This is a genomic window from Pseudomonas sp. TE6288, from assembly GCF_054062095.1.
Genome location: NZ_JBSSEW010000001.1, coordinates 240836 through 261880, shown reverse-complemented (window position 1 = coordinate 261880; position 21045 = coordinate 240836). Strand labels below are relative to the sequence as shown.

Genomic DNA, 21045 nt, shown 5'->3' with positions numbered 1-21045 from the left:
TTTTCGGACCAGCGGTGCCGGCCGGCAGACAGGGAGACAGTCATGCGGTATTCCACGCTCACCCAACGCATCGCCGGTCACGCAGCCGCGGCCTGGGATATTCACTACCAGGCCCTTGAGCAGCGCCGCCAGGGGCGCGAGATCTTCCTGCTGTCGGTGGGCGATCCAGACTTCGACACGCCAGCCCCGGTGGTCGAGGCCGCCATTGCCAGCCTGCGTCGGGGCGAAACCCATTACAGCGATGTGCGCGGCAGCCTCGCCCTGCGCCAGGCGGTGGCGCGCCACAGCCAGCAGACTATTGACGCCGAGCGGGTGGTGGTGACCGCCGGGGCTCAGTGCGGGCTGTTCGCGACCTTCCAGTGCCTGTTCGAGGCCGATGACGAGGTGATCGTCGCCGAGCCCATGTACGTCACCTATCACACGGTATTCGGTGCCTGCGCCGCGCGCGCCGTGCAGGTGCCGGTGCGGCCGGAGCAGGGGTTCCGCCTGGACCCAGCGGCCGTGGCCCGGGCGATCACGCCGCGTACTCGCGGGCTTCTGCTCAACAGCCCGCACAACCCCACGGGGGCGGCAATCGGCCTGGCCGATCTGAAGTGCCTGGCGCGGTTGTGCGAGGAACACGACCTGTGGCTGATCTGCGACGATGTCTACCAGTCACTGCTGTACGACGGCGAGGCACCGAATCCGCTGGGCCTGCCGGGCATGGCCGAGCGCTGCGTGTCGATCGGCAGCCTGTCCAAGTCCCACGCCATGAGTGGCTGGCGCGTCGGCTGGGTGATCGGGCCGCCGCAGTTCGCCCGGCACCTCGGCAACCTGGTGATGAGCATGCTGTTCGGCCTGCCGGAGTTCCTCATGCAGGCGGCCTGCGTGGCTCTGGATCAGGTTGGAGATGAGGTACGGCGGATGCGAGAGGTGTACCGGGCGCGGCGCGACCGGGTGTGTGCCTCGCTTGAGGACTGCCCCGGTATCCATGCGCATCAGCCAGCCGGGGGCATGTTCGTGATGCTCGATGTCCGTGGCACCGGGCTCAGCGCCCAGGCATTCGCCCAGCGTCTGTTGAACGAAGAGGGTGTGGCGCTGTTGCCGGGTGATGGTTTCGGGCCCAGCGCAGCGGGGCATGTGCGGCTGGGACTGGTGCTCGAGGCGCAGGTGCTGGCACAGGTATGCCAGCGCATCCGCAACTGTGCCTCACGCGCCCTGGCCGAGCAACCCGGCCGCGATATTGATGGTGAAGCCCAGGATCGCCGTATTGAACACGAAGCCTACCAGTGAATGGGCCAGCACCACCCGACGCATGGCCCGTCCGCCGACGCCGATGTCGGAGGTCTGCACGGCGACATTGATGGTGAACGAGAAGTAGTGAAAGTCCCAGTAGTCCGGGTTGCGCTCGCCATCGGCAAAGCGCAGCGGGGGCTCATGGCGGTCACCGGTGTAGAACAGCCGGGCATAGTGCAGGCTGAAGATGCAGCCGATCAACAACCAGGAACCAGCCACCGTCAGCCCGGTGTACAGGTAGTGCAAGGCCAGGGCACTGCCTTCCAGGCCGCGGCTGGACACCAGTTGCAGGGTGACCGCCGCCAGGCTGGCGATGGCCGAGACGCACACGGTGATCAGCACCAGGCCGGCGTTTTCATCTTCGATGCGGGCGACCTTGCGTACCCGCTCGGCATTGGCCCGCAGGCTCAGCCACAGGACCATGGCCAGGTAAAGCCAGACGCCGATGTTCCAGCCGACGAGGATATGCTGCACGGTATCGCCGGCGGGGATCAGCCAGCCGCCGAGCAGGCCGGCCAGGGTGGCGATACTCAGGCGTGGGTGAGTGCGGGTGAGGTGGTGGAAGGCCATGCGGTCCCTTGGCGGTTGAACGTGGCTTCAACTGTAGACCAGATGCGGCCATGGCGCGGGGCAAGCCCGCTAGCCCGGCATGCCGTCCACCCGCGCACGCAGCAGGATCGGCAAGTAGTGCCAGAGGAACAGCAGCAATGCCGCGCTGCCGAACAATACCGACAACCCCAGCCCCAGCGGCGTGAACGGCGCCACGATCACCCGGGCCAGTGCCGCCAGCTGGATCAGCGCGAATGCCCAACTCATGCTGCGGGGTACCTGAAGAGGGCGCCCGGTATGCCCCAGGCTGACCCGCGCCATCATCGCCACGATCAGCCCGGTCATGGCGCCGACCGTCAGCGCATGGGCGGCCAGGCTAGGGTTGATCGGCACCCCGGCATGCCACAGCGCCAGCCCCAGGCAGGCGGGAATCAGCCAGGCATAGGCCAGGTGCAGCGACCACAGCAACGGCACATGCCACAGACCACGGTCGTGCCACAGCACCAGACGTATGCCATGCAGCACCGCCAGGGCGGCGAACAGGACGGCCATCAGGGGGTGTGATGCATCGTTGAGCCCGAACACATAGGTCAGCGGCAGCGCCACGCTGCCCAGCAGGCAGGCGCGATCCAGCCAGGGCCGGGCCGGTGCCGGGCTCATGTTGCCCAGGCCGCGGCGGGTGAAGAACGGGATGACCCGGCCGCCGATCACGCTCATCATCGCCGCCACCAGCCACAGCCCGGCCAGCACGCCTCGCCGTTGCCACAGCGGGTCGTCGCGCAGCCAGCCTACAAGGGTCAGCCACTGGCAAGCCGCGAGGAGCAATACCAGGCCGATGATGGGGTAGTTGTTGCGCAGCCGACGCTGGATGATCGGCCGTGCCAGGGCCAGCGCCACCAAGGGCAGGAACGCGCCCTCCATCAGCACCAGGAGCCAGGCGGGCAAGGGCAGGAACCAACTTGCCCGGCCCAGCAGCCAGAGCAGGAACAGCCCCTGCAGCGGTCGGCCACTGAGACCCGGGATGCCACTCCAGTTCTGCACCGCCGTGAGCAGGAAGCCGGCAACGATGGCCACAGCGAAGCCGAACAGCATTTCGTGGCGGTGCCAGGCGAGCATTCCGCCGGCCGGCTCGAGCGCGTAAGCGCCGACCAGCACGCCGGCCCACAGCAGCAGGGCAACCAGGGCGAACAGGCTGCCGCCGAGGAAGAAGGGTCGAAAACCCAGGGCCCAGAGGGCCTGACGGGGGCGGGCGGTGATCGGCTGGACGAGCATGGCGAGGACCTTGGTTCGATCGAAACGGTTGAATGGGGTACCATCACGAACCATGCCAGCGTTCAAAAGCCTTGAATATCAAGGTGATGGCACTTTTGCAGTCATTATGACCTCATTTCTATGTTGTCATTTTGACCTTTGTCATGGTTGAAATGACTCGCTTTGCGCCGCCTTGCCTCGATCGCCAGGGCGGCTTGCTACAGGATCCCCGTTGTGACCGACCTCCTGCGCAATCCGCTGCTGCAGTACCTCGCCCGGTTGGCCCCGTCCAGCCAGCTGACCATGCGCTACATCCTGCAGGACGCCGCCGACCGCCTGGGGTTTGCCGACTGCGATATCGCCGAGGTGCCCTGGCACCGCCTGGAACCCGGCCATGTGATCGCCCTGGTCGCGGCGCTGCGCGCCGATGGCTATGCGCCCAACACATCGTCGTTGTACGTCAATGCCGTGCGTGGAGTGATGAACGAGGCCTGGCGCCAGGGTTTGATCGAGCACGAACAGTTGTTGATGATCCGCGAGGTCAAGCCAGCGGGCGGTAGCCGCCTGCCGCCGGGACGCAACCTGCGGCGCAGCCTGATTCGCGAGCTGATGGACGTGTGCGCCGCCGACCCGCGTCCTCAGGGTGTGCGTGACGCGGCCATCCTGGCGTTGCTCTACGGCACCGGGATGCGCAAATCGGAATCGGTCGATGTGAACCTTGACCAGGTGGATTTCCAGGAGCGCAGCGTGCACGTGCTGGCCAAGGGCAACCGTCAGCTGGTCAAGTATGCCCCGGCGTGGGCCTTCGACAAGCTGCAGGCCTGGCTCGACCTGCGCCGCCAGCACCTGCCGGCCGGCGAGCGCGACGACAGCTTCCTGTTCAATCGCATCCGCCGTGGCAGCCACATCACCCGCGCGCGCATCACCAAGCACGCGATCTACTACATCGCCCGCCAGCGCGGGGCGCAGGTGGGGGCGAAGATCATGCCGCATGATTTTCGCCGGGCATTCATCACCCGGGTGATCGAGGAGCACGACCTGTCGATCGCGCAGAAGCTGGCGCACCACGCCAATATCCAGACCACGGCCGGGTATGACCGACGGGACGACAACGAGCGGCGCAGGGCGGTGGAGCGGTTCGACTACTGAACCGCTGCATTTTCTTGCGAGCATCAGTGAATGCTCGATGCCAGCTCGAAAATTGGCATGTACATCAGAATCACGATCAGCCCGATCAGCAGGCCGATAAAGGTCATCAACAACGGCTCGAACAATTTCACGAACCACTCTACCCAGCGCCCGATCTCCTGGTCGTGGAAGTCGGCACAACGCTCAAGCATCTCACCCAGGTTGCCCGACTGTTCGCCGGCACGCAGCAGGCGCAGCGAGACGGGGGTCACCAGTTGGCCGGCCTGCAGCGCATCGGATAACGGCAGGCCCTCGGCGACCCGTTGACTGGCCTGCTCCAGGCCCTCGGCCGCGGTGCTGCCCAGCAGGCCGCGGGCCATGCCTAGCGCGGTGAGGATGGGGATGCCGCCTTGCAGCAGAATCCCCAGCGAACGGTAGAAGCGCGCCAGCTCGTACATCATCAGGCGTTGGTGCAGCGCGGGCAGTCGGCGCAACAGGCGGCCGGCGCCACGGCGCACGGCCGGGTGGCGGCGCAGGGCGACCAGGGCGCCGACGCCGGCAAGCATGCCCAGTCCCAGGGGCAGTTGCTGGGCATGCAGGAACAGGCCGATCTGCATCAGCGCCCGCGACAGCCACGGCAGTTCGGTGCCCATCCCCTCGAACACCAGGCTGAAGCGGGGCACCACGTACCCCAGCAGGAACAGCACCACGCCACCGCCCACCAGCAATAACAGCAGCGGGTAGACCGAGGCACCGACCAGCTTCTGACGGACCAGATCCAGCCGCTGGCGATAGCCGATGTAGCGGGTGAGGGCGTCGCCCAGGGCACCGGTGCGTTCGCTGGACTGCACCAAGGCCACGTACAGGGTCGGGAACACCCGCGGCTGCAGGGCCAGGGCCTGGGACAGCGAGCGCCCCTCGTAGAGCTGGCGCACCAGTTGCTCCAAGGTCTTGCGCGTGGCGCCGCCCGGGGCTTTCTCGGCCAGGCTCTCGAGGGCATCGATCAACGGCAGGCCGGCACCGAGCAAGGTGGCCAGCTCCTGGCTGAACAGCATCAGGTCGAACGCCGTCGTGCGCCGTCGCAGGGCCAGGCCCTGGCTGCGCACGCTGAGCACGCGCAGCCCCTGGTCCTCGGCCTGGCGCCGGGCCTGGTCGCTGTCCTCGGCCTCCACCTGCAATTGCACCACGCCCTGGCTTCCCAGGGCCTTGAGCTGATAGCGCATGGCCGGGCTCCTCATTGCCAACTGGTGATCTCGGCGTTTTCACCGTCACCACCGGGTTGGCCGTCCTTGCCCATCGACAGCAGGTCGTACTCGCCGCCGTTCTCGCCGGGCTGTTTGTAGATGTAGGGGCGGCCCCAAGGGTCCTGTGGCACGGTCTTCTGCAGGTAGGGGCCCGACCAGCGCGCTTCGCCACCAGGCGCGACCACCAGGGCTTGCAGGCCCTGCTCGCTGCTGGGGTAGTGGCCGACCTCCAGGCGGTAGAGGTCCAGGGCCTTGCCCAACCCCTCTATCTGTGCCCGGGCAACCTTGGCCTCGGAGCGTCCCAGTTGGCTGAAGTACTTGGGCGCGACGATGCCGGCCAACAGGCCCAGCACCACCAGCACCACCAACAGTTCGAGCAGGGTGAAGCCGCGTTGGGGACGGATGCTGCGTTGCATGGTGAAACCCTCCGTTGCATTTATCCCTGATATGCAACAGCCGTGCACGTCTGCGCCGGGCCCTTGCGCCATGGGCTGCGGCGGGCGGCACGCGGCTTGCGTCGCAGTCGAAAAGCCCGGGTTAACGGGGCATCTCCCCCACATCGGGGGCCACGCTTGGGTTACTTGCGGCGGGAGGCGAACGACATGCGAGGACTGATCCTGGGATTGGCGGCGGGGCTGATGGCGTTCGGCGCCCAAGCCGACATCTATGTCTCCAGCGACGGCAAGGGCGGCTTCGTGCTGTCCAACGTGCACCGGCCGGGCCGGCATTACGACCGGGTCATCAGCGAACGTCCGACAGCGGGCGGGCCGGTCAATGCGCAACTGATCACCGGGCGACCCTACGCCGACCTGGTGGCGGCCGCGGCGTTGGCCCACGGTGTGCCCCCGGCGTTGCTGCACGCGTTGATCAAGGCCGAGTCCGGCTACAACCCCAAGGCGCGCTCGGCCAAGGGCGCGGCGGGGCTGATGCAACTGATGCCGGACACGGCGAAGGAGATGGGCGTCAAGGATGTACTCGATCCACAGGCCAACGTGCAGGGAGGGGCGCGCTACCTCAAGCGCATGCTCACGCTGTTCGACAACGACATCACGTTGGCCGTGGCGGCATATAACGCGGGGCCTGAGGCGGTTCTCAGTCGTGGACGGGTGGTGCCGCCGTTCGCCGAGACCCTGCGCTACGTGCCGAATGTGTTGCGCGACTATCGCCTGCTGCGCGGGCTGGCTGGGGATGCGCCGCTATGAGCAGCAAGGTGTTCTCCGTGATCAATAGCCTCACCTCACCCATGCTTTCCCCAACTCTGGGCTATAACCTGTAGAGGTGCCCAGCCGCGGAGCCCGCCATGGACCTCGCCCCCCGTCCCGACACATTGCTGCCCGCCGAAATCGGCCAGGCGCGCAAGCCGTTCGACCTGCTGCGCTGGTACGCCTGGGTCAGCCTGGCGATCATCCTGTCGGTGGGGGTTGGCCTGGGCCTGATCTCAAGCCGCTTCATCATTGACGAGAGCGTCGAGCGCGATGCCTTGCTCACCGCCCAGTTCATCACCTCCATCGCCGACGCCGAAGTGCGCCATGTCTCGATTCCCAATGTGCGGACCATGGGTGAGCTGCTTGATCCGCGCACCGACCATGCCTTGCCCGATGTCGACCCTGAGGCCCGGCGCCGGGCCCGTGGCGAGTTCCTCGACCATATCGCGCACCTGCCGGACATGCTCCTGGCCAACATCTACGCCCCTGATCGCACGGTGATCTGGTCGAGCAACCCGGCGCTGATCGGCAAACTGATCGAATCGGACGACGACCTCGACCGGGCATTCGAGTACAAGATGCGGGTGTCGGCCAGCTACCACAACTTCGAGCAGGCGCGCAGCGAGCAGAAGTTCGTCACCCCGCCCGAGCAGCTATTCATCGAGAACTACATCCCCTTGTTCGACGCCGACGGCGAAAACGTCATGGCGATGGTCGAGATCTACAAGGAACCCCATGATCTGATCGTGCGTATCGAGCACGGCCTGCTGCTGATCTGGCTGGCCATCGCCGCGGGTGCCGGCCTGGTGTATGTCGGTCTGTACGGCATCATGCGCCGCGCCGCCCGGCTGGTGGCGGTGCAGCAGAAGCGGCTGATCGGCAACGAAACCTTCGTGGCCCTGGGCGAGGTGTCGTCGGCGGTGGCCCACAGCCTGCGCAACCCGCTGGCCAGCATCCGCTCCAGCGCCGAGCTGGCCCAGGCCTTCGACGATGGCCCGGCGCAGAAGAACATCAGCGACATCATCAGCCAGGTCGACCGCATGTCGCAGTGGGTGCGTGAGCTGCTGCAATCGCTGCGCCCGCTTGGCGATGAAGCCGTGGCGGTGGATGTAGCCCAGAGCCTGCGCGACAGCTTGCAGGCGTTTGCCCACGCGCTGGAGCGCGGCGGCGTGCGGTTGCTGCTGCCTGAGCTGCCAAGCGTGCAGGTGCTGGGCCAGCCGGCGCTGCTCGGACAAATCTTCAGCAGCCTGATCGCCAACGCCCTGGAGTCGATGGAGGCCGGTGGCGAGCTGCGTGTTGAAGTGGTGCGCAATGATCGGCGTAATCTGAGCCTGCGGCTCTCGGATACCGGCAAGGGCATGAACGAGCAACAGCAGCGCATGGCCTTCCGACCATTCTTCACTACCAAGCAAGGCGGCGTGGGCGTGGGGCTGATGCTGGTGAAAAGGATCATGGAGCGCTTCGGCGGCTCGGTGCGGTTGAGCAGTCGTGAGGGGGCAGGGACCCGGGTACTGCTGAATTTTCGGGTGGCATCAACTTAACCTTAAGCTATAGATATTGAGTCAAATACACTGATTTATAATGAAATTATTAAAAATGGGTGACCGTCACCCAAAAGTGGGGAATTATCCAACAAGCAAGATTAACAATGATCTTCAACATAATGATTTATAAAGAAAAATCATAAATTCAAGTTGCTGGCTGGTTTTTTGCTAGACCTCTCGCAAGCCTGCGCTGACACCTTCAGCAAAGGTTCGATGGAATCACTTTGCTACCACCGGTAGCAGAGCAGCATGCCGGTGAACCTCATCGGCGTTCAGGTGGGAACGACGCGATGCAGACGCTCGAAAACGGTGCCCCCGACAAGGCCGCGCCTCCCGCCAGCGGGTTGGCAACGCCGCTGCACGAGTTCAACCTGCTGCGCTGGTTCTCGCTGGTCAGCCTGCTGATCATCGCCTCGGTCGCCGGTGGATTGGGCTATGTGTCGACACGTTTCGTGGTGCGCGACAGCGTCGAGCGCGACGCCATGCTCACCGCCCAGTTCATCCAGGCCATGGCCCAGGCCGAGGTGCGGCACTCGCAGCTGCCGCCGGGCATCACCATGGGCGAGTTGCTCGATCCGCGCCTCGACCAGCAGCACCTGCAGTTCACTCCGCAGTTGGCCGAGTCGACCCGGGTGGAGTTCCTCGACCACGTCGAGCACCTGCCCGACACCTTGCTGGCCAATGTCTATGCCCGCGACCGCACGGTGGTGTGGTCGACCAACCCGCACCTGATCGGCAAGCGCATCGATGAAGATGACGATCTGGAACGCGCCTTCCGCTCGCGCAAGTCGGTGTCGGCCAGCTATCACAAGGCCGACGAGGACCGCGAAGAGCAGAAGTTCCAGCGCGAGCCCCGGCACCTGTTCATCGAGAACTACATCCCGCTGTTCGACAGCCAGGGCGAGCAGGTGCTGGCGATGGTCGAGATCTACAAGGAGCCGCATGACCTGGTGCGGCGCATCCATCGCGGTTATGTGCTGATCTGGGCTTCCACCCTGGTCGGAGGGGCGTTGATCTACTTCGGCCTGTTCTGGATCGTGCGCCGCGCCGCCAGCCTGCTGCATCACCAGCAAGACCGCCTGGTGGCCAGCGAGACCTATGTGGCCCTGGGCGAGATGTCCTCGGCGGTGGCTCACAGTTTGCGCAACCCATTGGCCAATATCCGCTCCAGCGCAGAACTGGCCCAGGACATCGCCAGCCCGGCGGCGCAGAAGAACATCGGTGACATCATCACCCAGGTCGATCGCATGTCGCGCTGGGTCCGCGACCTGCTGGTATCGCTGCGCCCGACCAGCGATGAAGCCGAGTCGGTCGACCTGGTGGCGGCCGTCGAGGATGCGCGGCAGGCCTTCGCTCCGCAGATCGAGCGCAACAACGTGCGCTTCGCCTTCGTCGGGCCTGCGACGCAATGGGTGGCCAGCCAACCGTTGCAACTGACGCAGATCCTCAACAGCCTGTTTGCCAACGCCCTGGAGGCCATGCCCCAAGGCGGCGAGCTGCGCGCCGAGGTGCGCCAGCTGGAGGGGCAGCAGGCGCAACTGCAGCTCAGCGATACCGGGAAGGGCATGAGCGAGCAGCAGCGGCGCATGGTGTTCAAGCCGTTCTTCACCACCAAACAAGGCGGCCTGGGTGTTGGCCTGGCCCTGGTCAAAAGGATCATGGAGCGCTTTGGCGGCGCGGTCGAACTGACCAGCCGCGAAGAGGAAGGAACCCGCGTCAGCCTGACTTTCAATATTGCAGCGGGAGGGGACCATGGAGCACAGCATCCTGGTGGTCGAGGATGATGAAATCCTTGCCGACAACATTCGCACCTACCTGAACCTCAAAGGGTTCGAGGTCACGGTGTGCCACAGCGCGGAACTGGCGCTGGAGCAGATCAAGCGCGCCCGGCCTGACGCCGTGCTGACCGACAATTCGCTGCCCGGCATGAGCGGCCACGACCTGTTGCGCTCGCTGGTAGCCCAGGCGCCGGAGCTCAAAGTGATCATGATGACCGGCTACGGCAACGTCGAAGACGCCGTGCTGGCCATGAAGGAGGGCGCATTCCACTACCTCACCAAGCCGGTAGTGCTGGCCGAGCTCAAGCTGATGCTGGACAAGGCCCTGGCCGCCGAACGCATGGAGCGCACGCTGTCGTTCTACCAGGAACGCGAGGCGCAGAAGTCCGGTTTGCAGGCATTGATCGGCGAGTCGCCGGCCATGCTAGAGCTCAAGCACACCTTGCAGCAGCTGCTCGATGCCGAACGGCGCATGGCCTGCGGCGACCTGCCGCCGGTGTTGGTCGAGGGCGAGACCGGTACCGGCAAGGAGCTGGTGGCGCGCGCCCTGCATTTCGACGGCAGCCGGGCCAAGGGGCCGTTCATCGAGTTCAACTGCGCCTCGATTCCCGCCAACCTGCTGGAGGCCGAACTGTTCGGCCACGAAAAAGGCGCGTTCACCGATGCCAAGGAGCGTCGCGTGGGCCTGGTCGAGGCGGCTGACGGCGGCACCCTGTTCCTCGACGAGATCGGCGAGATGGACCTGGTGCTGCAGGCCAAGCTGCTCAAACTGCTGGAGGACCGCACCATCCGCCGGATCGGCGCGGTCAAGGAGCGCAAGGTTGACCTGCGGGTGATCAGCGCCACCAACTGCAACCTCGAGCAAATGGTCCAGCAGGGCAAGTTCCGCCGCGACCTGTTCTTCCGCCTGCGCATCATCGCCCTCAAGGTGCCGCGTTTGTACGCGCGCGGGCAGGATATCCTGCGCCTGGCGCGGCATTTCCTGGCCCACCACGGGCGGCGCTACGGCAAGCCCAACCTGCGCTTCTCGGCCGAGGCCGAGGCGCTGATGCTGGGCTACGGTTGGCCGGGCAATGTGCGGGAACTGCGAAACATGCTCGAGCAGACGGTGTTGCTGGCGCCCAGCGAAGTGATCGGCGCCCACCAGCTGAACCTGTGCATGACCCTGGTCGACGAACCGCTGGCGCAGCCAGCGCAGGTGCTGGCATTCGAGGCGCCACGCCACGAGCCACCGGCAGCGGCAAGCTTGCCGGACATGGAGCGCGACATGGTCTGTCGTACCCTGGACCGCACCGACTGGAACGTCACCAAGTCGGCGCGTTTGTTGGGGTTGTCGAGGGATATGCTGCGCTACAAGATCGAAAAACTTGGGCTGACACGGCCGGACAAGCGGCAGTGGTGAGCGGGCGGGCTGATTGCCTGTCAGTTTCGCGTTTGTGGGGCTGCCATGCAGCCCATCGCCGGCAAGCCGGCTCCCACAGGTACAGCGCAGAATTCAGCAATTGCGCGGTCCCTGTGGGAGCCGGCTGGATTTTCCTACTGTGCTGAGTAACGCCTGGTTTCACAAAGCTTAAGGCTTGCCGCCGTTGCCCGACCCTGCGCCATCACGCCCCATCCCCTCCGAGCCGCTGTCCCCCATCCCCGGCAGATCACGATCATCGTTCTGCTCGGCTGGCGGGCTGTCCGGGTCATTGCCTTTGATCCGCGGGTCGGTATCCCGTGGCATGGGCTTTTCGATCGGGTTGAGGGTGCTGTCCACGCCGGGCTTGGGCGCCGGGTTGTGCGGGTCGTCAGGGTAGGTGGCGCCGGTACCGGCGGCGAAGGCCAGGGGCGAGGCGAGCAGGGCGGCAAGCAGGAAGGAACGGTTCATGCGGGCAAGCTCCTTTGCGATGACAAGAAGTCGGCCCCGCCTGCGCAGGGCCTCGTTCTCATATGGGCCATGGCCCCATCAGCAAGGTGCCATCACGGCGACCAACGGTCACACCACCATCGACAGCAGCATGATGAAGATGATGCCGACCACCGAGAGGATGGTTTCCATCATGCTCCAGGTCTTGAACGTCTCGGCCACGGTCATGTTGAAGTACTGCTTGACCAGCCAGAAGCCGGCGTCGTTGACGTGGGACAGGATCAGCGAGCCGGCGCCGGTGGCCAGCACCAGCAGTTCGCGGTTGACGCCCGGCACCAGGTCGATCACCGGGGCGACGATGCCGGCGCCGGTGATGGTGGCCACCGTGGCGGAGCCGGTGGCGATGCGGATCACCGCTGCCACCAGCCAGGCCAGCATGATCGGCGAAATCTCGGCCTGCACCGCCATCTGCCCGATCACGTTGCCCACGCCGGTGTCGACCAGCATCTGCTTGAAGCCACCGCCAGCGCCGACGATCAGCACGATGGCGGCGGTGGGGGCCAGGCTCTGGTCGAGCATCTTCATGATCTGCTGGCGGTTGAAGCCACGGGCCGAACCGAAGGTGTAGAAGGCCAGCAGCAGTGCGGCGAGCAGGGCGGTGATCGGGTGGCCGATCAGGTCCATCCACTGACGCACGATGTGCTCGGCCGGCAGCACCACGTCGGCGAAGGTCTTGAGCAGCATCAGCACCACCGGTAGCAGCACGGTGATCAGGGTCACGCTGAAGCTGGGCAGGTTCTGCTGGTTCGACTCGCGGGCGATCTGGTCCATCAGCTCCTGGGACGGGTTGCCCGGGATGTAGCGCGAAATGAAATTACCGAACAGGGGGCCGGCAATCACCGCCGTAGGCAGGGCCACCAGCAGGCCATAGAAGATGGTCTTGCCGATGTCGGCGTGGAAAATGCCGATCGCCAGCAGCGGGCCCGGGTGCGGCGGTACCAGGCCGTGCACCACCGAAAGGCCCGCCAGCAGCGGGATGCCGATCTTCACCAGCGATACGCCGGAGCGGCGGGCGACGATGAACACCAGCGGGATCAGCAGCACGAAGCCGATCTCGAAGAACAGCGGGATGCCCACCAGGAAGGCGGCGAACATCATCGCCCAGTGCACCTTCTGCTTGCCGAAGGCGCGGATCAGGGTCTGGGCGATCTGGTCCGCGCCGCCGGAGTCGGCCATCAGCTTGCCGAGCATGGTGCCCAGGGCCAGGACGATGCCGACGAAGCCGAGCACGCCGCCGAAGCCGTCCTGGAACGACTTCATCACCTTGGCCACCGGCATGCCGGAGGTCAGGCCGAGAAAGCCCGCGGCTATGGTGAGGGCGACGAAGGGGTGGACCTTGAAATGGGTGATCAGCAGGATGAGCCCGACGATGGTGACCAGCGCGTCGAGTAGCAGGAAGGTATCGGTAGCCAGTCCGAACATGGTTCGTGAACCTCGGTCTTTTCGTTGTTGTTTTGGTATCGCGTGTCTTGCGGTAATCAGCCTTGAGAGGCCTGGAGACAGCGCTGTCTTTGGTGAGCCGGAAAAACCGCCGGGTCAGGCAGTCCGCGCCAACGCCTGCTCACCGCAAGGCTTTAGCCACTGATGCACGTCCTCGGCCAGCGTGGGCAGCGGGCGGGTGGCGTCCAGGGCCAGGGTCAGGGGCTCTGCGTGCGGCGGCTCGAGCGCTGCGAACTGGCTGTCGATCAGGCTGGCCGGCATGAAGTGACCGGGGCGCGCGAGTACGCGTTTCTCGGCTTCCTGCGGGGTCAGCTCGAGGAACACGAAGCACAACTCGGGCACGGCCAGGCGCAGGGTGTCCCGATAGCGGCGCTTGAGGGCCGAGCAAGTGAGGATCGGGCGTTCACCGGCGGCGAGAGTGGCCTGCAGCTCCTCGCCCAGGCGCACCAGCCAACCGGCACGGTCGTCGTCGTTCAGGGGAATGCCGGCGCTCATCTTGGCGATGTTGGCGGCGGGGTGGAAGGCATCGCCTTCGATCAGGCGGCCGCCGCTGCGGGTGGCAATGGCAGCACCGACGCTGCTTTTACCGCAGCCGGCCACGCCCATGACCACGATCGCGGACAGGGAAGGGTTCATCTGTACCTCCTGCTGGGTGAGATAGCGCTGTCTCGGTCGCGACGAGCCGAACACCATGCGCCACCCTCCCGGGTGTTATTGATCTTGTCTTTGGCAGTATGGACGCTGAACGCATGCCTGCTACCAAGATTGCATTGCCTGCATCCAGAGACAGCGCTACCTTAGTGACCGTTCCCCATTCCTGCAAGCAGTAAAATTACAATACTCATGTCCCGTACTGGCTCGCGTACTACCGGTCGTCCCACCCTGGCGGAAGTCGCCAGGCTTTCCGGGGTTTCCCCGATCACCGCCTCCCGCGCCTTGCGTGGCGTCAGCACCGTCGCGCCGGAGCTGGCACAGAAGGTCATGGCCGCGGCGGCAAGCCTCGGCTATGTCGCCAACCCGGCCGCCCGTGCCTTGGCGTCGGCGCGCAGCCAGTCGGTGGTGGTGTTGATCCCCTCACTGTCCAACCAGCTGTTCATCGACACCCTCGAGGCCATTCACGAGGTGATGCGCCCCCGTGGCCTGGAGGTGCTCATTGGCAACTATCACTACGATGTCGCCGAGGAAGAGAACCTGATCCGCAATTACCTGGCCTACCAGCCGTGCGGCGTGTTGCTCACCGGCTTCGAGCGCAGCGAGGCCTCGCGGCAGATGCTGGCCGCGAGCCAAGTACCGTGCGTGCACATGATGGAGCTGGGTGGCGAGGGCGATGCCTTGTCGGTAGGGTTCTCCCAGCACGCGGCCGGGCGAGCCGCGGCGCGGCACCTGATCGAGCGTGGCCGCCGACGCCTGGGGTTCATCGCCGCGCAGCTCGACCCTCGGGTGATGCAGCGCGCCGAAGGCTTCCGTCAGGCCCTCGCCGAGGCCGGTCTGCAAGCCCCCGAGCTTGAAGTGCTGGACCCGCAACCCTCGTCCATCGGCCTGGGCGGCACGCTGTTCAGCCGCCTGCTGGCCCAGGCGCCGGATGTCGACGGTATCTTCTTCTGCAACGACGACCTGGCCCAGGGTGCGGTGCTGCAGGCCCTGCGCGAAGGCATCGAGGTGCCGCGCAGGGTGGCGATGGTCGGTTTCAACGACCTGCCGGCCTCGGCGCACATGGTCCCGCGCCTGACCTCGATCCGCACCCCGCGCGCGGCGGTCGGGCGCGGCGCGGCGCAGGCGCTGCTGGCGTTGCTCGATGGCAAGCGGGTGGCTACTGGGCAGCAGGACTTGGGCTTTGAGCTGATGGTGCGGGAGAGTTCCTAGTGTGGTGTTTTACAAATACGACCAATAAATCGCTGCGAGTTATGGTCGTTGTTTGTGAAACACCACACTAGTGCCGGCACCGCGTCGGTGACGGCGCTGTCAGCCAGCGTGGGGAACCCACCTGGCACCACCTTTGCAAAACTCTTTGTAAAGCTGCTCAAAAACCCGACCTGTCGAACCGGTGGGCTGTAGCCAAGCAAACCGGCAGGATGGCAATCAAGTACGGGCCTCTTGCTCCCGTCTATTGGGTATATGACTGGCTGCGACCCATGCCAGCGGTGCCCGACCAAGTGGCGGCTGCGTCTGCTCAATCTTCCGCCGCCAAGTCCCCGGTCCAGTACTGATATCCGGCAGCCGGCAGACACACGCAGTGAACTTCGCAGCGACGCTGCATAAAACGGATATCACTCTGCACAATCCGGATATCCGCGCCCCACCCACGGACCTAATCTGACCCGGCCTGAACAATAACAATGGAGGCCCTGGCCATGTCCCTGGGATTCGACTATCTCAACGCCTTGCTCGAGGATGACCGGGAGCAAGGCGTCTACCGCTGCAAGCGCGAGATGTTCACCGACCCGCGCCTGTTCGACCTGGAGATGAAACACATCTTCGAGGGCAACTGGATCTACCTGGCCCACGAAAGCCAGATCCCCGCCAACAACGACTTCCTCACCCTGACCATGGGGCGCCAGCCGGTCTTCATCGCGCGTAACAAGGACGGTGAGCTCAACGCCTTCCTCAACGCCTGCAGCCACCGCGGCGCCATGCTCTGCCGGCACAAGCGCGGCAACCGGTCCAGCTACACCTGCCCGTTCCACGGCTGGACTTTCAACAACAGCGGCAAGCTGCTCAAGGTCAAAGACCCAGGCGAGGCCGGCTACCCCGACAGCTTCAACTGCGACGGCTCCCACGACCTGACCCGGGTCGCCCGTTTCGAGTCGTACCGGGGCTTCCTGTTCGGCAGCCTGAATGCCGACGTCAAGCCGCTGATCGAGCACCTGGGCGAGTCGGCGAAGATCATCGACATGATCGTCGACCAGTCCCCTGAGGGCCTGGAAGTGCTGCGTGGCGCCAGCTCCTACATCTACGAAGGCAACTGGAAACTCACCGCCGAGAACGGCGCCGACGGCTATCACGTCAGTTCCGTGCACTGGAACTATGCCGCTACCCAGACCCAGCGCAAGCAGCGCGAGGCGGGCGACGAGATCAAGACCATGAGCGCCGGTGCCTGGGCCAAGCAGGGCGGCGGCTTCTACTCCTTCGAGCACGGCCACTTGCTGCTCTGGACCCGCTGGGCCAACCCCGAGGATCGGCCGGCCTACGAGCGCCGCGAGCAAGTGGCCGCAGACTTCGGCCAGGCTCGCGCCGACTGGATGATCGAGCATTCGCGCAACCTGTGCCTGTACCCCAACGTCTACCTGATGGACCAGTTCAGCTCGCAGATCCGAGTGGCCCGGCCGATTTCGGTGAACAAGACCGAGATCACCATCTACTGCATCGCGCCCAAGGGCGAAAGTGCCGACGCCCGGGCCAGGCGTATCCGCCAGTACGAGGACTTCTTCAACGTCAGTGGCATGGCCACTCCGGACGACCTGGAGGAATTCCGTTCCTGCCAGACCGGCTACGGCAGCGGAAGGGGTTGGAACGACATGTCCCGAGGGGCGAAGCACTGGATCGAAGGCGCCGACGAGGCGGCAGGCGAGATCGCGCTGAAACCGCTGCTGTCGGGCGTGCGCACCGAGGACGAAGGCTTGTTCGTGCTGCAGCACAAGTATTGGCAGGACAGCATGATCCAGGCACTGAAGGACGAACAGCGACTGATCGCCGTGGAGGCTGTGCAATGAGCCTGCATGACATCGTGCGCGATTTCCTCTACCGCGAGGCGCGCTACCTGGACGACGCCCAGTGGGACGCGTGGCTGGCGCTGTACGCCGCCGACGCGACCTTCTGGATGCCTGCCTGGGATGACGACGATACGCTGACCCGCGATCCGCAGAGCGAGATCTCGCTGATCTGGTACGGCAACCGTGGCGGCCTCGAGGACCGAGTGTTCCGTATCAAGACCGAGCGCTCCAGCGCCACGGTGCCGGACACCCGCACCTGCCACAACCTCAGCAACATCGAGATCGTCGAGGTGGGCGAGGGTAGCTGCCAGGTGCGTTTCAACTGGCACACCCTGAGCTTTCGCTACAAGACCACCGACAGCTACTTTGGCACCAGCTTCTACAGCCTTGACCTGCGTGGCGAGCAGCCGCTGGTCAAGGCCAAGAAGGTGGTCTTGAAGAACGACTACGTACGTCAGGTCATCGACATCTACCACATCTGATCCAACGCCGAGCCTGCCGGTGTGTCCTTGGCGCGCTGCGGACAGGCTCGCCCGCGAGGTGCACCATGAGCTACCAGATCGCACTGAATTTCGAGGACGGGGTCACCCGTTTCATCGAGGCCTCCGGCCATGAGACCGTGGCCGACGCCGCCTACCGACAGGGTATCAACATCCCGCTGGACTGCCGCGACGGCGCCTGCGGCACCTGCAAGTGCAAGGCAGAGTCCGGGCGCTACGACCTGGGCGACAATTTTATCGAGGATGCCTTGAGCGGTGATGAAATCGCCCAGGGCTACGTGCTGACCTGCCAGATGCGCGCCGAAAGCGACTGCGTAGTGCGCATCCCGGCGTCGTCGCAATTGTGCAAGACCGGGCAGGCCCGCTTTGATGCGGCCATCAGCGACTTGCGCCAGTTGTCGGCCAGCACCATCGCCCTGTCGCTCAAGGGCGAGGCTTTGCACCGCCTGGCCTTCCTGCCGGGGCAATACGTCAACCTCAAGGTGCCGGGCAGCGAACAGAGCCGCGCCTATTCGTTCAGCTCGCTGCAAAAGAATGGCGAAGTCAGCTTCCTGATCCGCAACGTGCCGGGCGGGCTGATGAGCAACTTCCTCACTCAGCTGGCCAAGACCGGCGACAGCCTGAGCCTGGCCGGGCCGCTGGGCAGCTTCTACTTGCGACCGATCCAGCGTCCTCTGTTGCTGCTCGCGGGCGGCACCGGGCTGGCGCCATTCACGGCGATGCTGGAGCAGATCGCCGAGCAAGGCAGCGCGCATCCGCTGCACCTGGTGTACGGCGTGACCAACGACTTCGACCTGGTCGAGCTGGAGCGGCTGCAGGCACTGGCCGCGCGTATTGACAACTTCACCTTCAGTGCTTGCGTGGCCAACCCCGACAGCCAGTACCCGCACAAGGGCTACGTGACCCAGCACATCGAACCGTGCCACCTCAACGACGGCGACGTGGATGTGTACCTGTGCGGTCCACCGCCAATGGTCGAAGCGGTCAGCCAGTACGTCCGCGACCAGGGCGTCACCCCGGCCAACTTCTACTACGAGAAGTTCGCCGCGGCCGCCTGAAGTTTCAAGGGGCCGCTCGCATCGTGCGGGTGAGGGTGGTCTCTTTTTATTGCAAGCGCGGACGCAACGCCTGTGGGAGCTGGCTTGCCAGCGATCGAGAGCGAAGCCCTCGCCATCAGGCCGCGCCGCCTGTCCAGGCGACATCATTGGAAAACCAGGCTCACACTGGAGAACCCCATGCACACCCGATTCCACAACAAAATCGCCCTGGTCACCGGCGCCGCCCAGGGTATCGGCCGCGCCGTGTGCTGGCGGCTCAAGGCCGAAGGCGCGCAGGTGGTAGCGGTGGACCGCTCCGAGCTGGTCCACGAACTGGCGGGCGAGGGCATGCTGACCCTCACCGCGGACCTGGAGCGGCACGCCGACTGCGCCCAGGCCATGGCCCGCGCCGTGGAGGCTTTCGGCCGGCTCGACATCCTGATCAACAACGTCGGCGGCACGATCTGGGCCAAGCCCTTCGAGCATTACCAGGTCGAGCAGATCGAGGCCGAGGTGCGCCGCTCGCTGTTCCCCACCCTGTGGTGCTGCCATGCCGCGCTGCCGTACATGCTCGAACGCGGCTCGGGCGCCATCGTCAACGTCTCGTCCATCGCCACCCGCGGGGTCAACCGCGTGCCCTACGGCGCGGCGAAGGGCGGCGTCAACGCGCTTACCGCTTGCCTTGCCTTCGAGACTGCCGGGCGTGGCGTGCGGGTCAATGCCACCGCGCCCGGCGGCACCGAGGCGCCGACCCGGCGCATCCCACGCAACGAGGCCGAGCACAGCGGTGAGGAGCGGGTGTGGTACCAGCAGATCGTCGAGCAGACCGTCGCCAGCAGCCTGATGAAACGCTACGGCACCCTGGATGAACAGGTCGGCGCGATCCTCTTCCTTGCCTCCGATGAGGCTTCGTACATCACCGGCGTGACCTTGCCGGTGGGCGGTGGCGACCTCGGATGACCGCCGCCCGGCCCGCTTATCGCCGTGCCGGCCACGGCGCGCTGAAACCTACCCTGACTGAACTGGAGCCCGGTATGCCAAGCCCTACCATCGACCGGCTGGAGGCGACCCTCGTCGACCTGCCGACCATCCGCCCGCACAAGCTGGCCATGCACACGATGCAACGCCAGACCTTGGTGATCCTGCGCCTGCATTGCAGCGACGGGGTCGAGGGCATCGGCGAGGCCACCACCATCGGTGGCCTGGCCTACGGTTACGAAAGCCCCGAAGGCATCAAGGCCAATATCGATGCGCACCTGGCCCCGGCGTTGCGCGGCCTGTCGGCGGACAACATCAATGCCGCCATGCTCAGGCTCGACACCCTCGCCAAGGGCAACACCTTCGCCAAGTCCGGCATCGAAAGCGCCTTGCTCGATGCTCAGGGCAAGCGCCTGGGCCTGCCGGTCTCCGAACTGCTCGGCGGACGGCTGCGCGACAGCCTGGAGGTGGCCTGGACCTTGGCCAGCGGCGACACCGCCAAGGACATCGCCGAGGCCGAGCATATGTTGGAAATCCGCCGCCATCGGGTGTTCAAGCTGAAGATCGGCGCCAACCCGGTCGACCAGGATCTACGGCACGTGCTGGCGATCAAGCGCGAACTGGGCGAGCGCGCCAGCGTGCGGGTCGACGTCAACCAGCATTGGGACGAGTCCCAGGCCATCCGCGCCTGCCAGGTGCTGGGCGAGAATGGCATCGACCTGATCGAGCAGCCCATTTCGCGCATCAATCGTGCCGGTCAGGTTCGCCTGAACCAGCGCAGTCCGGCACCGATCATGGCTGATGAGTCCATCGAAAGCGTCGAGGATGCCTTCAGTCTGGCCTGTGACGGCGCGGCGAGCGTCTTTGCCCTGAAGATCGCCAAGAACGGCGGCCCCCGCGCGGTGCTGCGCACCGCCCAGATTGCGCAGGCCGCCGGCATCGCCCTGTACGGCGGGACCATGCTCGAGGGGGCCGTCGGCACCCTGGCCTCGGCCCATGCCTTCCTGACCCTGCACCATTTGAGCTGGGGGACCGAGCTGTTCGGGCCGCTGCTGCTGACCGAGGACATCGTCCGCGAGGCGCCGGCCTACCGCGACTTCCAACTGCACGTACCGGCCACGCCCGGCCTGGGCCTGACCTTGGACGAGGCGCAGCTGGCGCGTTTCGCCCGCCGATAGACAGAGGAGAGACACCATGCTTTTCCACGTGAAGATGACCGTGAAGCTGCCCGCCGAGATGGATCAGGCCAGGGCTGCGCAATTGAAGGCCGAGGAAAAGGAACTGGCCCAGCGCCTGCAGCGCGAGGGCATCTGGCGCCATCTGTGGCGCATCGCCGGCCACTACGCCAACTACAGCGTGTTCGATGTGGCCAGCGTCGAGGCCCTGCACGACACGCTGCTGCAGCTGCCGCTGTTCCCCTACATGGACATCGAGGTCGCCGGCCTGTGCCGTCACCCTTCGTCGATCCACGGCGATGACCGCTGAGACCCATACACG

20 protein-coding genes are annotated in these 21045 nt (G+C 65.4%); 13 read left to right on the top strand and 7 right to left on the bottom strand.

Translation table 11 applies throughout. The features are described 5' to 3' along the window. Nucleotides 1–42: 42 nt before the first annotated feature. Nucleotides 43–1272 carry a pyridoxal phosphate-dependent aminotransferase gene (locus ACVWY1_RS01320; protein WP_457377667.1) on the top strand — a complete coding sequence of 410 codons (1230 nt, stop codon included), beginning with the start codon at nucleotides 43–45 and terminating at the stop codon, nucleotides 1270–1272. Here ACVWY1_RS01320 and ACVWY1_RS01315 read toward each other — a convergent pair. Then, a complete protein-coding gene (locus ACVWY1_RS01315) occupies nucleotides 1189–1845 on the bottom strand; it encodes a DUF1345 domain-containing protein (protein ID WP_102683921.1) in 657 nt (218 codons plus the stop codon). The two genes, ACVWY1_RS01320 and ACVWY1_RS01315, sit on opposite strands and share 84 nt — an antisense overlap. A gap of 69 nt (nucleotides 1846–1914) precedes the next feature. Next, a complete protein-coding gene (locus tag ACVWY1_RS01310; RefSeq protein ID WP_457377714.1) occupies nucleotides 1915–3096 on the bottom strand; it encodes an NnrS family protein in 1182 nt (393 codons plus the stop codon). Between the two features lie 213 nt (nucleotides 3097–3309). Here ACVWY1_RS01310 and ACVWY1_RS01305 point away from each other — a divergent pair, with 213 nt between their 5' ends. Next, the gene (locus tag ACVWY1_RS01305) at nucleotides 3310–4224 is read left to right on the top strand and encodes a site-specific integrase (protein WP_277504355.1); all 915 of its coding nucleotides are present in this window, start codon (nucleotides 3310–3312) and stop codon (nucleotides 4222–4224) included. 23 nt (nucleotides 4225–4247) lie between these two features. Here the strand turns inward: ACVWY1_RS01305 and ACVWY1_RS01300 are convergent, their stop codons facing one another. Together ACVWY1_RS01300 and gspG are read right to left on the bottom strand one after the other, a co-directional pair. After that, nucleotides 4248–5426 (bottom strand): type II secretion system F family protein, encoded by a 1179-nt coding sequence (locus ACVWY1_RS01300; RefSeq protein ID WP_457377666.1) that lies wholly within the window; start codon nucleotides 5424–5426, stop codon nucleotides 4248–4250. Between the two features lie 11 nt (nucleotides 5427–5437). Continuing rightward, the gene (gene gspG / locus ACVWY1_RS01295; RefSeq protein ID WP_102683924.1) at nucleotides 5438–5863 is read right to left on the bottom strand and encodes a type II secretion system major pseudopilin GspG; all 426 of its coding nucleotides are present in this window, start codon (nucleotides 5861–5863) and stop codon (nucleotides 5438–5440) included. Between the two features lie 186 nt (nucleotides 5864–6049). Between gspG and ACVWY1_RS01290 the strand changes: the two genes are divergently transcribed. The 4 genes from ACVWY1_RS01290 to ACVWY1_RS01275 all read left to right on the top strand — a co-directional run bounded on the left by ACVWY1_RS01290 (nucleotide 6050) and on the right by ACVWY1_RS01275 (nucleotide 11376). Further along, entirely contained in the window at nucleotides 6050–6649 is a 600-nt protein-coding gene (locus ACVWY1_RS01290; protein WP_277504352.1) for a lytic transglycosylase domain-containing protein, read from the top strand. Nucleotides 6650–6747: 98 nt separating this feature from the next. Next, nucleotides 6748–8193 (top strand): ATP-binding protein, encoded by a 1446-nt coding sequence (locus ACVWY1_RS01285; RefSeq protein ID WP_110699227.1) that lies wholly within the window; start codon nucleotides 6748–6750, stop codon nucleotides 8191–8193. 293 nt (nucleotides 8194–8486) lie between these two features. Beyond that, the gene (locus tag ACVWY1_RS01280; protein ID WP_457377665.1) at nucleotides 8487–9980 is read left to right on the top strand and encodes a sensor histidine kinase; all 1494 of its coding nucleotides are present in this window, start codon (nucleotides 8487–8489) and stop codon (nucleotides 9978–9980) included. Then, nucleotides 9949–11376, top strand: coding sequence for a sigma-54-dependent transcriptional regulator (locus ACVWY1_RS01275; protein ID WP_457377664.1), 1428 nt, complete (start codon nucleotides 9949–9951; stop codon nucleotides 11374–11376). The genes ACVWY1_RS01280 and ACVWY1_RS01275 overlap by 32 nt, the downstream gene beginning before the upstream one ends. Nucleotides 11377–11544: 168 nt before the next feature. On the opposite strand, the gene ACVWY1_RS01270 is transcribed toward ACVWY1_RS01275, so the two are convergent. The 3 genes from ACVWY1_RS01270 to ACVWY1_RS01260 form a co-directional block, all read right to left on the bottom strand. Further along, nucleotides 11545–11844 carry a hypothetical protein gene (locus ACVWY1_RS01270; protein ID WP_110699221.1) on the bottom strand — a complete coding sequence of 100 codons (300 nt, stop codon included), beginning with the start codon at nucleotides 11842–11844 and terminating at the stop codon, nucleotides 11545–11547. Between the two features lie 108 nt (nucleotides 11845–11952). Further along, nucleotides 11953–13305, bottom strand: a complete 1353-nt coding sequence (locus ACVWY1_RS01265; protein ID WP_038706074.1) for a GntP family permease — start codon at nucleotides 13303–13305, stop codon at nucleotides 11953–11955. Between the two features lie 114 nt (nucleotides 13306–13419). Continuing rightward, nucleotides 13420–13959: a gluconokinase gene (locus tag ACVWY1_RS01260; RefSeq protein WP_102685267.1), complete on the bottom strand. Its 540-nt coding sequence runs from the start codon at nucleotides 13957–13959 to the stop codon at nucleotides 13420–13422. Between the two features lie 207 nt (nucleotides 13960–14166). On the opposite strand from ACVWY1_RS01260, the gene gntR reads away from it, so the two are divergent. From gntR to catC, 7 genes are all read left to right on the top strand, one after another. Beyond that, entirely contained in the window at nucleotides 14167–15186 is a 1020-nt protein-coding gene (gntR, locus tag ACVWY1_RS01255) for an HTH-type transcriptional regulator GntR (RefSeq protein ID WP_102685268.1), read from the top strand. 488 nt (nucleotides 15187–15674) lie between these two features. After that, the gene (gene benA / locus ACVWY1_RS01250; RefSeq protein WP_457377663.1) at nucleotides 15675–17033 is read left to right on the top strand and encodes a benzoate 1,2-dioxygenase large subunit; all 1359 of its coding nucleotides are present in this window, start codon (nucleotides 15675–15677) and stop codon (nucleotides 17031–17033) included. Further along, entirely contained in the window at nucleotides 17030–17515 is a 486-nt protein-coding gene (gene benB, locus ACVWY1_RS01245) for a benzoate 1,2-dioxygenase small subunit (RefSeq protein ID WP_277504346.1), read from the top strand. The genes benA and benB overlap by 4 nt, the downstream gene beginning before the upstream one ends. Nucleotides 17516–17580: 65 nt before the next feature. Next, nucleotides 17581–18591, top strand: a complete 1011-nt coding sequence (gene benC, locus ACVWY1_RS01240; RefSeq protein ID WP_457377662.1) for a benzoate 1,2-dioxygenase electron transfer component BenC — start codon at nucleotides 17581–17583, stop codon at nucleotides 18589–18591. A 177-nt stretch (nucleotides 18592–18768) separates the two neighbouring features. Beyond that, nucleotides 18769–19530, top strand: a complete 762-nt coding sequence (locus ACVWY1_RS01235) for a 1,6-dihydroxycyclohexa-2,4-diene-1-carboxylate dehydrogenase (RefSeq protein WP_198754318.1) — start codon at nucleotides 18769–18771, stop codon at nucleotides 19528–19530. Nucleotides 19531–19604: 74 nt separating this feature from the next. Continuing rightward, nucleotides 19605–20726 (top strand): muconate cycloisomerase family protein, encoded by a 1122-nt coding sequence (locus ACVWY1_RS01230; protein WP_198754317.1) that lies wholly within the window; start codon nucleotides 19605–19607, stop codon nucleotides 20724–20726. A 16-nt stretch (nucleotides 20727–20742) separates the two neighbouring features. Next, nucleotides 20743–21033, top strand: a complete 291-nt coding sequence (catC, locus tag ACVWY1_RS01225; protein WP_198754316.1) for a muconolactone Delta-isomerase — start codon at nucleotides 20743–20745, stop codon at nucleotides 21031–21033. Nucleotides 21034–21045 lie beyond the last annotated feature (12 nt).

Coding starts and splice junctions, on each gene's coding strand:
- ACVWY1_RS01320 (WP_457377667.1), top strand. CDS start 43: ATGCGGTATTCCACGCTCACCCAACGCATCGCCGGTCACGCAGCCGCG.
- ACVWY1_RS01315 (WP_102683921.1), bottom strand. CDS start 1,845: ATGGCCTTCCACCACCTCACCCGCACTCACCCACGCCTGAGTATCGCC.
- ACVWY1_RS01310 (WP_457377714.1), bottom strand. CDS start 3,096: ATGCTCGTCCAGCCGATCACCGCCCGCCCCCGTCAGGCCCTCTGGGCC.
- ACVWY1_RS01300 (WP_457377666.1), bottom strand. CDS start 5,426: ATGCGCTATCAGCTCAAGGCCCTGGGAAGCCAGGGCGTGGTGCAATTG.
- gspG (WP_102683924.1), bottom strand. CDS start 5,863: ATGCAACGCAGCATCCGTCCCCAACGCGGCTTCACCCTGCTCGAACTG.
- ACVWY1_RS01290 (WP_277504352.1), top strand. CDS start 6,050: ATGCGAGGACTGATCCTGGGATTGGCGGCGGGGCTGATGGCGTTCGGC.
- ACVWY1_RS01285 (WP_110699227.1), top strand. CDS start 6,748: ATGGACCTCGCCCCCCGTCCCGACACATTGCTGCCCGCCGAAATCGGC.
- ACVWY1_RS01280 (WP_457377665.1), top strand. CDS start 8,487: ATGCAGACGCTCGAAAACGGTGCCCCCGACAAGGCCGCGCCTCCCGCC.
- ACVWY1_RS01275 (WP_457377664.1), top strand. CDS start 9,949: ATGGAGCACAGCATCCTGGTGGTCGAGGATGATGAAATCCTTGCCGAC.
- ACVWY1_RS01270 (WP_110699221.1), bottom strand. CDS start 11,844: ATGAACCGTTCCTTCCTGCTTGCCGCCCTGCTCGCCTCGCCCCTGGCC.
- ACVWY1_RS01265 (WP_038706074.1), bottom strand. CDS start 13,305: ATGTTCGGACTGGCTACCGATACCTTCCTGCTACTCGACGCGCTGGTC.
- ACVWY1_RS01260 (WP_102685267.1), bottom strand. CDS start 13,959: ATGAACCCTTCCCTGTCCGCGATCGTGGTCATGGGCGTGGCCGGCTGC.
- gntR (WP_102685268.1), top strand. CDS start 14,167: ATGTCCCGTACTGGCTCGCGTACTACCGGTCGTCCCACCCTGGCGGAA.
- benA (WP_457377663.1), top strand. CDS start 15,675: ATGTCCCTGGGATTCGACTATCTCAACGCCTTGCTCGAGGATGACCGG.
- benB (WP_277504346.1), top strand. CDS start 17,030: ATGAGCCTGCATGACATCGTGCGCGATTTCCTCTACCGCGAGGCGCGC.
- benC (WP_457377662.1), top strand. CDS start 17,581: ATGAGCTACCAGATCGCACTGAATTTCGAGGACGGGGTCACCCGTTTC.
- ACVWY1_RS01235 (WP_198754318.1), top strand. CDS start 18,769: ATGCACACCCGATTCCACAACAAAATCGCCCTGGTCACCGGCGCCGCC.
- ACVWY1_RS01230 (WP_198754317.1), top strand. CDS start 19,605: ATGCCAAGCCCTACCATCGACCGGCTGGAGGCGACCCTCGTCGACCTG.
- catC (WP_198754316.1), top strand. CDS start 20,743: ATGCTTTTCCACGTGAAGATGACCGTGAAGCTGCCCGCCGAGATGGAT.